Origin of the sequence: Pseudomonas sp. Os17, from assembly GCF_001547895.1 — a bacterium.
Taxonomy (GTDB): Bacteria; Pseudomonadota; Gammaproteobacteria; order Pseudomonadales; family Pseudomonadaceae; genus Aquipseudomonas.
This window is the reverse complement of the sequence record NZ_AP014627.1, coordinates 446528-460060: the sequence shown is the minus strand read 5'-3', so window position 1 is coordinate 460060 and position 13533 is coordinate 446528. Positions and strand designations below refer to the sequence as shown.

Below are 13533 nucleotides of genomic sequence, written 5' to 3'. Positions count from 1 at the left end.
GAGTCGTGCCCGCCAATGGACCGACAAGAAGTCAGGATGAAGACCCGCGACCGGATACTCGAATGTGCCCTGCAACTGTTCAACCAGAAGGGCGAGCCCAATGTCTCCACCATGGAGGTGGCCAATGAGATGGGCATCAGCCCCGGCAACCTCTACTACCACTTCCATGGCAAGGAGCCCCTGGTGCTCGGCCTGTTCGAACGTTTCCAGAACGAGCTGACACCGCTGCTGGATCCACCGTCCGATGCCCGGCTGGCACCGGAGGACTACTGGCTGTTCCTGCACCTGATTGTCGAACGCCTGGCCCACTACCGCTTCCTGTTCCAGGATCTGTCCAACCTGGCGGGACGCTTGCCGAAACTGGCCAAGGGCATTCGCAACCTGCTCAACGCCCTCAAGCGGACCCTGGCCTCGCTGCTGGCCCGACTCAAGACCCGTGGACAGCTGGTCAGCGGGACCCAGGCCTTGGGCCAACTGGTGGAGCAGATCACCCTGACCCTGCTGTTCTCCCTGGATTACCAGCGGATCCTTGATCGCGAGGGGGAAGTGCGCCTGGTGGTCTACCAGATCATGATGCTGGTGGCACCGCACCTGTTGCCGCCGGCGAAGCTGGCCACCGAGCAGATGGCGTTGCGCTACCTGGAAGAACAGGAATAGGCGGGCCTGGCGAGTACCGAACGCGGCCCAATAAAAAACGCCCGGCCTTTACAGACCGGGCGTTCTTTGAGCCCGATGCAATCAGGACTGGCTGCTTGGCGTCGCTGGAGCTGGCGCAGCAGTTGGCGCTACCGCCGGGCTGGGGGCTGCGGCGGAGTTTGCCGAACTGGCCGAAGCCGTCGGCGCTGGCGCTGCAGGCTTGGCCGCTACCGCGGGCTTGGCGGCAGGCTTCTTGGCGGCAGGCTTTTTCGCCACCGCCGGCTTGGCCGCGGGTTTGGCGGCGGCTTTCACCGCTGGCTTGGCGGCGGGCTTGGCCGCAGGTTTTGCTGCAACCGGCTTGGCAGCGGGTTTGGCAGCCGGCTTGGCGGCAGCGGTTTTCGCGGCGGGCTTGGCGGCGGGTTTAGCTGCAGCTTTGGCCGCCGGTTTGGCCAGAGGCTTGGCTGCAGGTTTAGCCGCAGGCTTGGCAGCGGCGGTTTTGGCCGCAACCGGCGCAACCTTGGCACCTGTGAGTTTTTCAATCTGCTTGGTCAGGGTATCGACCTTGTCATGCAGCGCTTTCACCTCATTGCGGCTCGGTACGCCCAGGCGCGAGATGGCACTGTTCAAACGCTTGTCGAAAGCGCCTTCCAGTTCGTCCCACTTGCCCAGGGCGCGGTCCTTGACGTCGCTGATGCGCGACTTGGCCGAACTGGCGGAGTCTTTGGCGGCATCAACTTTCTTGCCGACTACACTCTTGGTCAGTTTCTCGGCTTTCTCACCATCTTTGACCAATGTCTCGAAAAGCTTGCTGCCGTCAGAATCGATTTTCGAGTACACGCCTAAACCAGCAAGCCAAATTTTACGGGAGTACTCTTCGACTTTCCCGATCCACGAGCTGCCTTCTTTTTCAGTATTCTTTTTACCAGCCATCCCGTTCTCCTTAATGTTTACGCGCGACACGTTCGAGCAACGCCGTCAGCTCATCGAGCTTAGCAGAGAGTGTCTCGACGTCATGTTTAGACGGAATGCCGATGCGATTCAAGGCACTGGCGACGCGCGTGTCAAAGGCCTTTTCGACCTTGTCCAGTTGCACTTCGACTTTGCCTTTAAGAGTACTGACATCCCCTTTAACGCTGTCTATCTGACTATTGGCCGCTTCAAGTTGTTCAGTGACAACTTTTTTGCCTTTCTTTTCAACGGATTGACCGGCCTTGATCAACTCCTGGAAGTATTCGCTGCCCTCGTGACCGACTTTGGCGTAGGCACCCAGGCCAGCCAGCCAGATCTTGCGGGCATAGGATTTGACTTCGCTCAGAGCAGTCGATTGAACATCAACTTTTTTCTTCAGAATCACTTTGGCCATGGTGCACCTCACGCGCGGAAGGTTTGAGGAACTGTCCTCGGAACGAGGACCTGAGGCACAACCTAGAGAGAAAAATTAGAATCGGCACCCTAACGAATGTCATCAATTGATGTAGGGGCCGGCTCGCCGGCGAGGCTCTTGAGCGTGGCGCCGTCGCAGTGCCTGCGATTTGCCTGCAAGCCGGCGCCTGGGGATCGGGGCTCAGGCCAGGGCCTTGTCCAGGGCTTTTTCAATTTCGGACTTGATGGTGCCGCTCATGGCCGACATCAACAGACCCAGTTCCAAATCGATCCGGATCGACGCCTCACCCACATGCACAGCGCCTTTGACCCCGGAGCGCTTGAGGTTCAGCGTATCCCCCGCCCATTGCGGCTCCAGGCCATATTGATCGGCGAGTTTCTGCGCCAGTTTGTCGGCCTTTTCACGGGCTACCTGCTTACCCAGGCCATGGGCGCGTTCAACACTAATACGGGCCATCGAAGGACTCCTGCTGTTTGCGGACTTGCCTGAAGCATCTTGACCCTGTGTGCGTCAAAACGTCCCGGCGGTTCGCTATCTTACATTCAGCCTTGCCAAGACAAAGGCCGCCACCGGGATTAGAATGTCGCGCATTCTCTTTTGGTGACAGCGATATGACTGATCAGCGCAAAGGCAGCGATGCCGAACCCACCACGCACTTCGGCTTCAAGAACGTTCCTGAAAGCCAGAAAGCGGAAAAAGTCGCAGAGGTGTTCCACTCGGTAGCGGCCAAGTACGACCTGATGAACGACGTACTGTCGGGCGGCATGCACCGTTTGTGGAAACGCTTCACCATCGAGCTCTCCGGCGTGCGCGCCGGCAACCGCGTGCTGGATATCGCCGGTGGCACGGGCGATCTGACCAAGCGCTTTTCGCACCTGGTGGGGCCTACCGGCCAAGTGGTGCTGGCGGACATCAACGAATCCATGCTCAAGGTCGGCCGTGACCGCCTGCTGGACCTGGGTGTGGCTGGCAACGTCGAATTCGTCCAGGCCGATGCGGAAAAACTGCCGTTCCCGGACAACCATTTCGACTGCGTGACCATCGCCTTCGGCTTGCGCAACGTCACCCACAAAGAAGATGCCCTGCGCTCCATGCTGCGGGTGCTCAAGCCCGGTGGCCGCCTCTTGGTGCTGGAATTCTCCAAGCCGACCAACGCCCTGATGTCCAAGGTCTACGACGCCTATTCGTTCGCCTTCATGCCCCTGGCCGGCAAGCTGATCACCAACGATTCGGAAAGCTACCGCTACCTGGCCGAATCGATCCGCATGCACCCCAACCAGGAAACCCTGAAGTCGATGATGGTCGAGGCCGGTTTCGACCGCGTGACCTATCACAACATGACCGCAGGCATCGTCGCCCTGCACCGCGGCATCAAGCCCTGATGTTGCTCAGCGGCCTGCTCGCCAGCGTCGAGACCGGCATCAACCGGGTGCTGCGTCTGGACAGCACGGCCCTTCCGCGCCTGCAGCACCTCAATGGCAAGGTGATCGCCGTCGACTGCCGCAGCCCGGCATTGCAGCTGTTCATCCTGCCCAGCGATGAAGGCCTGATACTGGCCAGCCAGTGGGCCGCCGACCCTGACTGCATCCTCCGCGCGCCGGCATCGAGCCTGGTACGCCTGGCCCTGAGCAAGGACAAGACCGCTGTTCTGCACGCGCCGGACGTGGAGCTGGAAGGCGACAGCGGCGTGCTGCTGGACCTGGCAGCCATCCTCCAGGATCTGGAGCTGGACTGGGAATACGAACTGTCGCGCTGGCTGGGGCCGGTGGCCACCCAGCTGTTCAGTGGCCATGTGCGCAGCCGTGCACGCTGGTATCAACAGGGCTTTGCCAGCCTGAATCAGAACCTTGCCGAATTCCTTGCCGAAGAGTCGCGGACCCTGGTGGGTCAGCGCGAAGCCGAAGCGCGCTTTCGCGAGCTGGATCAGGCCAAACTCGACCTGGAACGTCTCGAGGCGCGCTTCGAGCGCCTTTCCCGCTCCCTTGACCCAAGCGATAACGCATGAAGCTGCTTGCCGTCCGCCGTCTGTTGCGCATCCAGCGCGTCGTGATCCGCTACCGCCTCGATGACCTGCTGTTCGCCCTGCCCCTGCCCTGGTTTCTCCTGGCCCTGCGCTTTGCCCTGCCCTGGCGCTGGTTCCCGCGCAAACCGCTGGACCTGAGCCGCGGAGCCCGCCTGCGCCTGGCGCTGCAGGACCTGGGCCCGATCTTCATCAAGTTCGGGCAGATCCTCTCCACCCGCCGTGACCTGCTGCCGGAAGACATCGCCGACGAGCTGATGCTGCTGCAGGATCGGGTGCCGCCCTTCGACTCGCAAAAGTCCGTGGCCCTGATCGAGGAGCAACTGGGCAAGAAGATCAGCGACGTGTTCAGCCGCTTCGACATCGAACCCCTGGCCTCGGCCTCGGTGGCCCAGGTTCACGCCGCCAAGCTCAAGACCGGTGAAGAAGTGGTGGTCAAGGTGATTCGCCCCGGGCTCAAGCCGATCATCGCCCAGGACCTGGCATGGCTGTTCATCCTCGCCCGCGCCGCGGAAAAGCTCTCCGCCGACGCGCGCCTGCTGCATCCGGTGGACGTGGTCAGCGACTACGAGAAAACCATCTACGACGAGCTCGACCTGCTGCGCGAGGCGGCCAACGCCAGCCAGCTCAAGCGCAACTTCGAAGGCTCGCCGCTGCTGTATGTGCCCCAGGTCTACTGGGACTGGTGCCGGCCTAAAGTGCTGGTGATGGAGCGCATCTACGGCATTCAGGTGACCGACCTGGCGACCCTGGCCGACCAGCGTACCGACATGAAGATGCTTGCCGAGCGCGGCGTGGAGATCTTTTTCACCCAGGTGTTCCGCGACAGTTTCTTCCACGCCGACATGCACCCGGGCAACATCTTCGTCAGCACCGTGCAGCCCTGGAGCCCGCAGTACATCGCCATCGACTGCGGCATCGTCGGCAGCCTGACCCCGGAAGACCAGGACTACCTGGCACGCAACCTGTTCGCCTTCTTCAAGCGCGACTACCGTCGCGTGGCCCAGTTGCACATCGACTCCGGCTGGGTCCCGGCAGAAACCAAGCTCAACGAATTCGAGGCGGCGATCCGCACCGTGTGCGAGCCGATCTTCGAAAAGCCGCTGAAGGATATTTCCTTCGGTCAGGTGCTGATGCGCCTGTTCCAGACCGCCCGGCGCTTCAACATGGAAGTGCAGCCACAACTGGTGCTGCTGCAGAAGACCCTGCTCAATATCGAAGGCCTGGGCCGCCAGCTGTACCCGGACCTGGACCTGTGGAACACCGCGCAACCCTTCCTCGAACGCTGGATGCGCGAGCGGGTCAGCCCCAAGGCCGTGCTCGGCAATATCCACAGCCAGATCGAGCAACTGCCGCATCTGGCCAACATGACCCGCGACCTGCTGGAACGCATGTCGCAGCCCCACGCCGCCGATCCGCCGGCCCCCTGGCACCGACGCAAGGACGACTGGTTCCTGCGCTTGCTGGGCACTGCCCATCTGGGCGGCGGCGCCGTTCTGGCCGCCGGCGGCCCGCTGCAGGAACTGGGGCACTGGCCGGCCGGCGTGATGATCGCAGTGGGTCTGTATCTGATCGTGCGCCGATAGCCAGTGGCGCGACCTGCTGGCAAACTGTCGCAATCGCCGAGGCGCCACCAGCGGGTTGCGCCCGGTTGTCGGAGTCGAACATGAAAGATTGGCTGGACCAGATCAAATGGGACGCAGACGGCCTGGTGCCGGCCATCGCCCAGGACCACAAGACCGGGCGCGTGCTGATGATGGCCTGGATGAACCGCGAGGCCCTGAGCCTGACCGCCGCCGAGCACCGCGCCATCTATTGGTCACGTTCCCGTGGCAAGCTATGGCGCAAGGGCGAAGAGTCCGGGCACGTGCAGAAACTGCATGAAATGCGCCTGGACTGCGACGCCGACGTGATCATCCTGATGGTCGAGCAGATCGGCGACATCGCCTGTCACACCGGCCGCCACAGCTGTTTCTACCGCGTCTACGAAGACGGCGAGTGGAAAACCGTCGAACCGGTCCTCAAGGACCCGCACGCGATTTATTCTGCAGGACACTGACATGAGCGATACCCTCACCCGTCTGGCCCAGGTGCTGGAAGAGCGCAAAGACGCCGCAGCCGACAGCTCCTACGTCGCCAGCCTGTATCACAAGGGCCTGAACAAGATCCTGGAAAAGGTCGGCGAAGAGTCGGTGGAAACCATCATCGCCGCCAAGGACGCCGCCATCAGCGGCGACTGCAGCGACCTGATCTACGAAACCGCGGACCTGTGGTTCCACACCATGGTCATGCTGGCGCAGCTGGGGCAGCATCCCCAGGCCGTGCTCGATGAGCTGGACCGCCGCTTCGGTCTGTCCGGACACGCCGAGAAAGCCTCGCGCCCGTCCGCCTGAACAACTTTCTAAGAGGAAACGCAGCATGGGCATTTTTGACTGGAAACACTGGATCGTCATCCTGGTGGTCGTGGTACTGGTATTCGGCACCAAGAAACTCAAGAACCTGGGCACCGACGTCGGCGAGTCGATCAAGGGCTTCCGCAAGGCCATGAACGACGACGAAAAACCGGCCGAGCCAGTGGTTCCTCCAGCGGCCCAACCGGTGCCACCGGTTCAGCCCCAGCAAAGCGCACCGCTGAACCAGCCGCACACCATCGACGTGCAGGCCCAGAAAGTCGAAGAGCCGACCCGCAAAGACTCGTGAGCACTGACTAATGTTTGGTATCAGCTTCTCTGAACTGCTGCTGGTGGGCCTGGTGGCCCTGCTGGTGCTCGGCCCCGAGCGCCTGCCCGGCGCTGCGCGCACCGCCGGCCTGTGGGTCGGGCGCCTCAAGCGCAGCTTCAACGCGATAAAACAGGAAGTTGAACGTGAAATCGGGGCCGATGAAATTCGTCGGCAACTGCACAACGAGCACATTCTGTCCCTGGAACAGGAGGCGCGGAAGATCCTCGCCCCGACCCAGCAGCAACCGACTCCGGTGGAACCGGTGGCCGAGCAGACGATCCACGCGCCAGGCACCGCGCCGCAGGCCGAAGCCTCGCCAGCCAGCGAGGTGCCCGCCCCCGCGACACCGACATCGGCACCGACCGCAGAGCCAGCGGCCCCGGTGGCAACACCCGCCACCACGGCCACCCACGACTCCACCTTGCCGCCGCGAGCACCATGAGCGATATCCCAGAGAACGACCAACACATGCCGCTGGTGTCGCACCTCACCGAGCTGCGTACCCGCCTGCTGCGCTGCGTAGCGGCGATCTTCATCATCTTCGCCGGGTTGTTCGCCTTCACCCAGCAGATCTACACCATCGTCTCCACGCCACTGCGCCAGTACCTGCCGGTCGGCGCGACGATGATCGCCACCGACGTCGCCTCGCCGTTCCTGACGCCGCTGAAGCTGACCATGATGGTCTCGCTGTTCCTGGCCATTCCGGTGATCCTGCACCAGATCTGGGGCTTTATCGCACCCGGTCTGTACAAGCACGAGAAACGCATTGCCGTGCCCTTGCTGGTGTCGAGCATCCTGCTGTTCTACGTCGGCATGGCCTTCGCCTACTTCCTGGTGTTCCCGCTGATCTTCAAGTTCTTCGCTGCCGCCACCCCGGCCGGCGTGGAAATGATGACCGACATCACCAGCTACCTCGATTTCGTCATGACCCTGTTCTTCGCCTTCGGCGTGGCCTTCGAGATCCCGGTGGCCGTGGTCCTGCTGGTGTGGATCGGCGTGGTCAACGTGGCCTACCTGAAGAAGATCCGGCCTTACGTGATCATCGGCTGCTTCGTGGTGGGCATGATCCTCACGCCGCCGGACATCTTCTCCCAGACCCTGCTGGCCGTGCCCATGTGGCTGCTGTTCGAGATCGGCGTGCTGTTCGGCGGGCTGATCAGCAAGCGCGGCGAGCATCCGGACGACGCCCCGGCCGACGATCACAACGACCAGCCGCCAGCGACCCAAGCGTGAACCTGCTGCTTCTGGAGGAGGCCGACTTCATCGCGGCCGACCGCGTGGTGCTGCGCGATCGACGCCTGACCCACATGCAGGAAGTGCATCGGGTAGCCGTGGGCGACAGCCTGCGCGTGGGGCGCATCGGCGGCTTGATGGGCAGCGCCCGGGTCCTGCGCCTGGAAACAGCCGAAGCCGAACTGCAAATCAGCCTGGAGCAAGCGCCACCGGCCAAGCTGCCACTGACCCTGGTGCTGGCCCTGCCGCGGCCGAAAATGCTGCGCCGGGTGTTTCAGACCGTCGCCACCATGGGTGTGCCGCGGCTGGTGCTGGTCAATAGCTACCGGGTCGAGAAGAGCTTCTGGCAGACCCCGTTCCTTGAACCCGAAGCCATTCGCGAACAACTGATCCTTGGCCTGGAGCAGGCACGCGACAGCGTGCTGCCCGAAGTGCTGATCGAGAAACGCTTCAAGCCCTTCGTCGAGGACCGCTTGCCGACCCTCTGCGCCGGAACCCTGGGACTGGTGGGTCACCCGGGCCAGTACCCGCCCTGCCCACGCGACGTGGATCGACCGGTGACACTGGCCATCGGCCCGGAAGGCGGCTGGATTCCCTACGAGATCGACCTGCTGGGCAAGGCCGGATTGCAACCGGTGCAACTGGGCGAACGCATCCTGCGGGTGGAAACCGCCGTCACCGCCCTTCTCGCCCGCCTGTTCTGAGGATGGACCCGGCCACAGCCGGGTCTGTCGCGAGCAATATCAAACCGCCATTACCGCTACAGAATCCAGGGTTCCCGCCGATAGCCTATGGTTAAGCCATATTGCTAATAGGGAGTTCGCAGCATGTACGGTTGGCTAGCCAAAAACCTGGGAAACCTGAGCGTCAGCCTCAAGCTCGGCATCGGCTTCGGCCTGGTACTGCTGCTGACCCTGTTGATCACCGCCACCGGCTGGACGGGCTTGGCGGGGGTCATCGATCGTGGCGATAAGCTGGGTAACATCTCCACCCTCTACGCCATGACCAAGGACCTGCGCATCGCTCGCCTCAACTACGAGATGCTCCATGGCGAACAAGGTCCCGATGCCGTCAACGGCATACTCCAGCAGCTCGACGAAGGCCTGCAGGCTGCCCGCCAACAGTTGCAGCAACCCGAGAGCATCGCGATGCTCGAGCAGCAGCTGGAAGCCGTTGCCGAGTATCACCGGGCCTTCAACGACATGACCCGCGCCACCGCCGCCCGCGAAGCCGCCCGCTCCCAGCTCGGCGCCAGCGCGGACAACGCCGCAGCCCGGGTAGCCGAAGTCGAGAAATCGCTGCTGCAAGGCGACAGCGTGGCCCAGTTCAACAACGTCATCGAACTTTCCAGGCTGATCCAGCAGGCACGCTTCCAGGTTCGCGGCTACACCTACAGCGCCAAGCCCGAGGCCAAGCAGCCGGCCCTGGACGCCATCGACAACGCCCTGAACAACCTCACCGGCCTGCCCTCGCGCCTGCCGGAACAGCACATCACCAACCTGCAACAGGCCAGCGACTCGCTCAAGACCTACCGCGCCGCGGTCAGTGCCTTCAGCGACTCCGAGGAAGCCAGCGCCGCCGCCCTCAAGCGCATGGCCACCCAGGGCGACCACCTGATGACCCTGAGCAAGCAACTGACCACCGCTCAGACCGCCAAGCGTGACAGCGAGGCCGGCCAGGCCAAGAGCACCCTGCTGATCGCCACGCTACTGGCGCTGGTATTCGGCATGGTCGCTGCCTGGGCCATCACCCGGCAGATCATCCAGCCCTTGCAACAGACCCTCAAGGCCGCCGAGCGCGTGGCTTCCGGCGACCTCAGCCAGGACCTGACAGTCGATCGCCGCGACGAACTGGGCCAGCTGCAACGCGCCATGCAGCGCATGACCCTGGGCCTGCGGGAGCTGATCGGCGGTATCAGCGACGGCGTGACCCAGATCGCCAGCGCCGCCGAACAGCTGTCCGCCGTCACCGAGCAGACCAGCGCCGGGGTCAACAGCCAGAAAGTCGAGACCGACCAAGTGGCCACCGCCATGAATGAAATGGCCGCCACGGTGCAGGAAGTGGCGCGCAACGCCGAAGAGGCGTCGGAGGCCGCAGTAGCCGCCGACCAGCAGGCACGCGAAGGTGATCGGGTGGTCAACGAAGCCATCGCCCAGATCGAGCGCCTGGCCAGCGAGGTGGGCAACTCCACCGAAGCCATGGGCCACCTCAAGCAGGAAAGCGACAAGATCGGCAGCGTGCTGGACGTGATCAAATCCGTGGCCCAGCAGACCAACCTGCTGGCCCTCAACGCCGCCATCGAGGCCGCCCGCGCGGGCGAGGCCGGACGTGGTTTCGCCGTGGTTGCGGACGAGGTGCGCAGCCTGGCCCAACGCACCCAGCAATCCACCGAAGAAATCGCCGAGCTGATCGTCGGCCTGCAAAGCGGCACCCAGCAAGTGGCCAGCACCCTGGACACCAGCCGCAGTCTGAGCGACAGCAGCGTCGAGCTGACCCGCCGGGCCGGCGGTTCCCTGGAGAACATCACCCGCACCGTGTCGGCGATCCAGGCGATGAACCAGCAGATCGCCGCCGCCGCCGAGCAGCAGAGTGCCGTCGCCGAAGAGATCAATCGCAGTGTGTTGAATGTGCGGGATGTGTCCGAACAGACATCATCGGCCAGCGAGGAAACCGCGGCCTCCAGCGCCGAGCTGGCGCGGTTGGGGATTCACTTGCAGAGCCTGGTGGGGCGCTTCCGGGTCTGAGCCGCTTCGCCGGCAAGCCGGCTCCTACAGGGAAATGCAGGAGCCGGCCTGTCGGCACAGGCCTTACAGCACCTGACGCAGGAAAGCCTGGGCCCGCGGGTCTTTCGGCGCCTCGAAGAAGACATCCGGCGCCGCATCTTCCAGCAGCTTGCCGTGATCGAAGAACAGCACCCGATCCGCCACTTCCCGGGCGAAACCCATTTCGTGGGTGACGCAAACCATGGTCATGCCTTCCAGGGCCAGGGTCTTCATCACGTCCAGCACCTCGCCGACCATTTCCGGGTCCAGGGCCGAGGTCGGCTCATCGAACAGCATCACCTTGGGCTCCATCGCCAGGGCCCGGGCAATCGCCACCCGCTGCTGCTGACCGCCGGAAAGCCGTGAAGGAAACTCATGGGCCTTCTGCGCGATACCGACCTTCTCCAGCAGCGCCAGGGCCTTGACCTCGCGCTCCTGCTTGCCTCGCTTGCGCACCACCTTCTGCGCCAGGCAGAGGTTTTCCAGCACGGTCATGTGGGGAAACAGGTTGAAATGCTGAAACACCATGCCGACTTCCCGGCGATAGGCGTTCACGTCGGTCTTGGGATCGGCCAGTTGCAGGCCGTCGATGCTCACCGAGCCCGAGTCGAACTCTTCCAGGCCGTTGAGGCAGCGCAGGAAGGTCGACTTGCCGGAACCGGAAGGACCGATCACCACCAGCACCTCGCCCTTGGCCACTCGGGTGGTGACGTTATCCACCGCGCGCACCACCTGGCCGCGGGTGTCGAAGACTTTTACCAGATCGCGGACTTCAATCACTTTGCGCGAGCCTCCGCTCAAGCCGGCTGGCCATCTTCGACAGCGGCAGGTTGATCAACAAATACAGGCCCGCCACACAGAACAGGATCTCGAACGGCGAGAACGAGGTGGTGATGACTTCCCGACCGCTCTTGAGCAGCTCGGTGATGGCGATCACCGACACCAGCGAGGTGTCCTTGACCAGACTGATGAACTGCCCGGCCAGGGGCGGCAGCACCCGCTTGAAGGCCTGGGGCAGCACCACATGACGCATCGACTGGCCGGCGCTGAGCCCCAGGGAGCGGGCGGCCTCGTTCTGCCCGCGGGCGATGGACTGCACCCCGGCACGGACGATCTCCGCCACATAGGCCCCGGTGAACAGCGACAGTGCGGCGATCCCGGCGAACTCCCGGGACAGGTTGAGCACCGTGCCGATGAAGAAATAGAAGATGAAGATCTGCACCAGCAGCGGCGTGCCGCGCACCAGTTCGACATAGATCGTCGACAGGTCGCGCAGGGTCGGGTTGTTCGACAGGCGGCACAGGCCGGTGCCCAGGCCGATGATCAACCCCAGCACCCCGGACACCACCGACAGCCACAGGGTGGTCCACAGGCCCCACAACAGCGGCCCCGCGGCCCAGTGCCGGGTTACGCCGATGACGTCGCCCTCACCCACGTCATCGCCGTTGGCCACTTGCAGGCTGCTTTCATCGACGCTCAGATGCTGCTCGGCACCCGAATCACCGCGCAGGGTGACTTGAGCCTTGCCGCCCTGGCGCACAACCTCGGCGACGGTGGAGATCTCCGCCGCCCGCTGGGACTCTTCAGCCTGATAGGCGAAGTACTGGGGGACACGGTTCCAGCGCCACTCGTAGGACATCAACGAGGTGGCGTAGTACAGCGCGCCGGCCAGACCGATCAGCACCAGCACGGTCAGCACGTGCCAGGGCCATTGGGCTTTTTTCTGTTTGTTCACTTTGCAGGTTCCAGCGGGTTGCAGCGGGGAGGTTCGGCAGAGCCTGGGTGGGCATCATCGCGAGCAAGCTCGCTCCTACAAAAACGCTGTACGCCCTGTAGGAACGAGCTTGCTCGCGATCAACCGCAAATCAGTTGCCTGACGCCTATTCCATGTCCTTGAGCCACTCGGTGCTCTTGAACCACTTGTCATGGATGCGATCGTAGGTGCCGTCTTCGTGAATCTGGTGCAGGAAGTTGTTGATGAAGTTGATGCTGTCGTAATCGCCCTTCTTCAGGCCGAAGGCCAGCGGCTCGTAGGTGAACGGCTTGTCGAGGAACACCAGCTTGCCATTGCCCACTTTGTTGACGGCCACCACGTTGTACGGGGCGTCATAGATGAAGGCGTCGGCCTTGCCATTGACCACGTCCAGCACCGCTTCCTGCTCGTTGTCGTAGCCGTGGTACTTGGCCTTGGCGATCAGCTTCTTGGCAACCATTTCACCGGTGGTGCCCAGCTTGGAGGTGATGCGGTAATCGGCGCTGTTCAGGTCCTTGTAGGACTTGATGGTGCCTTCCAGCTCCTTGCGGATCAGCAGGGTCTGGCCGACCACGATGAAGGGCTCGCTGAAGTTCAGGCGCAGGTTGCGTTCCTGGGTCAGGGTCATGCCGCTGCCGATCATGTCGAACTTGTCGGTCAGCAGGGCCGGGATGATGCCGTCATAGCCGGTGGAAACCATCTCCAGCTTGACCCCCATGGACTTGGCCATGGCCTTGAGCAGATCGACTTCGAAGCCGATGATTTCGCCACGCTTGTTGGTCATTTCGAACGGCATGTAGGTCGGGTCCATGCCGACTTTCAGCGTGCCGCGCTTGACCGCATCATCGATGGCGCCGGCCTGGGCGGTATTGACCGCCAGCAGGGCGGCAGCGCCTGCCAGCAGCAGCGAAAGATACTTCTTCATCTCAAGTCCCCTGAAGCCATTTTATTGTGGTGTCTGCACGCGGCGGGCCCGGAAAGGAAAGTCTTCGACGATCAAGGCGTTATCGATCACGCACAGAAA

At 62.9% G+C, this 13533-nt stretch carries 17 protein-coding genes and 1 pseudogene; 12 read left to right on the top strand and 6 right to left on the bottom strand.

Going from position 1 to position 13533, the window contains the following annotated elements:
- The first annotated feature begins 36 nt into the window (after positions 1–36).
- A complete protein-coding gene (locus POS17_RS02110; protein WP_060837149.1) occupies positions 37–657 on the top strand; it encodes a TetR/AcrR family transcriptional regulator in 621 nt (206 codons plus the stop codon).
- Between the two features lie 81 nt (positions 658–738).
- On the opposite strand, the gene POS17_RS02105 is transcribed toward POS17_RS02110, so the two are convergent.
- The 3 genes from POS17_RS02105 to POS17_RS02095 all read right to left on the bottom strand — a co-directional run bounded on the left by POS17_RS02105 (position 739) and on the right by POS17_RS02095 (position 2476).
- Positions 739–1566, bottom strand: a complete 828-nt coding sequence (locus POS17_RS02105) for a phasin family protein (RefSeq protein ID WP_060837148.1) — start codon at positions 1564–1566, stop codon at positions 739–741.
- A 10-nt stretch (positions 1567–1576) separates the two neighbouring features.
- Positions 1577–1999, bottom strand: coding sequence for a phasin family protein (locus tag POS17_RS02100; RefSeq protein WP_060837147.1), 423 nt, complete (start codon positions 1997–1999; stop codon positions 1577–1579).
- A gap of 201 nt (positions 2000–2200) precedes the next feature.
- Entirely contained in the window at positions 2201–2476 is a 276-nt protein-coding gene (locus POS17_RS02095; RefSeq protein WP_060837146.1) for a polyhydroxyalkanoic acid system family protein, read from the bottom strand.
- Positions 2477–2631: 155 nt separating this feature from the next.
- Between POS17_RS02095 and ubiE the strand changes: the two genes are divergently transcribed.
- From ubiE to POS17_RS32545, 11 genes and pseudogenes are all read left to right on the top strand, one after another.
- Positions 2632–3402, top strand: coding sequence for a bifunctional demethylmenaquinone methyltransferase/2-methoxy-6-polyprenyl-1,4-benzoquinol methylase UbiE (gene ubiE / locus POS17_RS02090; protein WP_011058802.1), 771 nt, complete (start codon positions 2632–2634; stop codon positions 3400–3402).
- The gene (locus POS17_RS02085) at positions 3402–4025 is read left to right on the top strand and encodes a ubiquinone biosynthesis accessory factor UbiJ (protein ID WP_060837145.1); all 624 of its coding nucleotides are present in this window, start codon (positions 3402–3404) and stop codon (positions 4023–4025) included. Before ubiE ends, POS17_RS02085 begins: the two co-directional genes overlap by 1 nt.
- Entirely contained in the window at positions 4022–5626 is a 1605-nt protein-coding gene (ubiB, locus tag POS17_RS02080; protein ID WP_060837144.1) for a ubiquinone biosynthesis regulatory protein kinase UbiB, read from the top strand. Before POS17_RS02085 ends, ubiB begins: the two co-directional genes overlap by 4 nt.
- An 80-nt stretch (positions 5627–5706) precedes the next feature.
- Positions 5707–6099, top strand: a complete 393-nt coding sequence (hisI, locus tag POS17_RS02075; RefSeq protein ID WP_060837143.1) for a phosphoribosyl-AMP cyclohydrolase — start codon at positions 5707–5709, stop codon at positions 6097–6099.
- Between the two features lies 1 nt (position 6100).
- On the top strand, positions 6101–6433 hold the full coding sequence (locus tag POS17_RS02070; protein ID WP_060837142.1) for a phosphoribosyl-ATP diphosphatase: 333 nt from the start codon (positions 6101–6103) through the stop codon (positions 6431–6433).
- Between the two features lie 25 nt (positions 6434–6458).
- Positions 6459–6740, top strand: a complete 282-nt coding sequence (locus POS17_RS02065; protein ID WP_011058797.1) for a twin-arginine translocase TatA/TatE family subunit — start codon at positions 6459–6461, stop codon at positions 6738–6740.
- 10 nt (positions 6741–6750) lie between these two features.
- Positions 6751–7203 (top strand): Sec-independent protein translocase protein TatB, encoded by a 453-nt coding sequence (gene tatB / locus POS17_RS02060; protein ID WP_060837141.1) that lies wholly within the window; start codon positions 6751–6753, stop codon positions 7201–7203.
- Positions 7200–7994, top strand: a complete 795-nt coding sequence (gene tatC, locus POS17_RS02055) for a twin-arginine translocase subunit TatC (protein ID WP_060837140.1) — start codon at positions 7200–7202, stop codon at positions 7992–7994. Before tatB ends, tatC begins: the two co-directional genes overlap by 4 nt.
- Positions 7991–8698 carry a 16S rRNA (uracil(1498)-N(3))-methyltransferase gene (locus tag POS17_RS02050; RefSeq protein ID WP_060837139.1) on the top strand — a complete coding sequence of 236 codons (708 nt, stop codon included), beginning with the start codon at positions 7991–7993 and terminating at the stop codon, positions 8696–8698. Before tatC ends, POS17_RS02050 begins: the two co-directional genes overlap by 4 nt.
- A gap of 123 nt (positions 8699–8821) precedes the next feature.
- Positions 8822–9832, top strand: a pseudogene (locus POS17_RS32550) (methyl-accepting chemotaxis protein); the annotation flags it as partial.
- 33 nt (positions 9833–9865) lie between these two features.
- Positions 9866–10738, top strand: coding sequence for a methyl-accepting chemotaxis protein (locus tag POS17_RS32545; protein WP_371920256.1), 873 nt, complete (start codon positions 9866–9868; stop codon positions 10736–10738).
- A gap of 63 nt (positions 10739–10801) precedes the next feature.
- Here the strand turns inward: POS17_RS32545 and POS17_RS02040 are convergent, their stop codons facing one another.
- The 3 genes from POS17_RS02040 to POS17_RS02030 all read right to left on the bottom strand — a co-directional run bounded on the left by POS17_RS02040 (position 10802) and on the right by POS17_RS02030 (position 13434).
- On the bottom strand, positions 10802–11536 hold the full coding sequence (locus POS17_RS02040; RefSeq protein ID WP_060837137.1) for an amino acid ABC transporter ATP-binding protein: 735 nt from the start codon (positions 11534–11536) through the stop codon (positions 10802–10804).
- Positions 11529–12491, bottom strand: coding sequence for an amino acid ABC transporter permease (locus POS17_RS02035; protein WP_060837136.1), 963 nt, complete (start codon positions 12489–12491; stop codon positions 11529–11531). The genes POS17_RS02040 and POS17_RS02035 overlap by 8 nt, the downstream gene beginning before the upstream one ends.
- A gap of 145 nt (positions 12492–12636) precedes the next feature.
- Positions 12637–13434: a transporter substrate-binding domain-containing protein gene (locus POS17_RS02030; RefSeq protein WP_060837135.1), complete on the bottom strand. Its 798-nt coding sequence runs from the start codon at positions 13432–13434 to the stop codon at positions 12637–12639.
- Between the last annotated feature and the right edge of the window lie 99 nt (positions 13435–13533).

Excerpts from the sequence above, each read along its gene's own strand:
- ubiB (WP_060837144.1), top strand. The coding sequence starts at position 4,022 with ATGAAGCTGCTTGCCGTCCGCCGTCTGTTGCGCATCCAGCGCGTCGTG.
- POS17_RS32545 (WP_371920256.1), top strand. The coding sequence starts at position 9,866 with ATGCAGCGCATGACCCTGGGCCTGCGGGAGCTGATCGGCGGTATCAGC.
- POS17_RS02070 (WP_060837142.1), top strand. The coding sequence starts at position 6,101 with ATGAGCGATACCCTCACCCGTCTGGCCCAGGTGCTGGAAGAGCGCAAA.
- hisI (WP_060837143.1), top strand. The coding sequence starts at position 5,707 with ATGAAAGATTGGCTGGACCAGATCAAATGGGACGCAGACGGCCTGGTG.
- POS17_RS02100 (WP_060837147.1), bottom strand. The coding sequence starts at position 1,999 with ATGGCCAAAGTGATTCTGAAGAAAAAAGTTGATGTTCAATCGACTGCT.
- tatB (WP_060837141.1), top strand. The coding sequence starts at position 6,751 with ATGTTTGGTATCAGCTTCTCTGAACTGCTGCTGGTGGGCCTGGTGGCC.
- tatC (WP_060837140.1), top strand. The coding sequence starts at position 7,200 with ATGAGCGATATCCCAGAGAACGACCAACACATGCCGCTGGTGTCGCAC.
- ubiE (WP_011058802.1), top strand. The coding sequence starts at position 2,632 with ATGACTGATCAGCGCAAAGGCAGCGATGCCGAACCCACCACGCACTTC.
- POS17_RS02030 (WP_060837135.1), bottom strand. The coding sequence starts at position 13,434 with ATGAAGAAGTATCTTTCGCTGCTGCTGGCAGGCGCTGCCGCCCTGCTG.
- POS17_RS02095 (WP_060837146.1), bottom strand. The coding sequence starts at position 2,476 with ATGGCCCGTATTAGTGTTGAACGCGCCCATGGCCTGGGTAAGCAGGTA.
- POS17_RS02105 (WP_060837148.1), bottom strand. The coding sequence starts at position 1,566 with ATGGCTGGTAAAAAGAATACTGAAAAAGAAGGCAGCTCGTGGATCGGG.
- POS17_RS02085 (WP_060837145.1), top strand. The coding sequence starts at position 3,402 with ATGTTGCTCAGCGGCCTGCTCGCCAGCGTCGAGACCGGCATCAACCGG.
- POS17_RS02110 (WP_060837149.1), top strand. The coding sequence starts at position 37 with ATGAAGACCCGCGACCGGATACTCGAATGTGCCCTGCAACTGTTCAAC.
- POS17_RS02065 (WP_011058797.1), top strand. The coding sequence starts at position 6,459 with ATGGGCATTTTTGACTGGAAACACTGGATCGTCATCCTGGTGGTCGTG.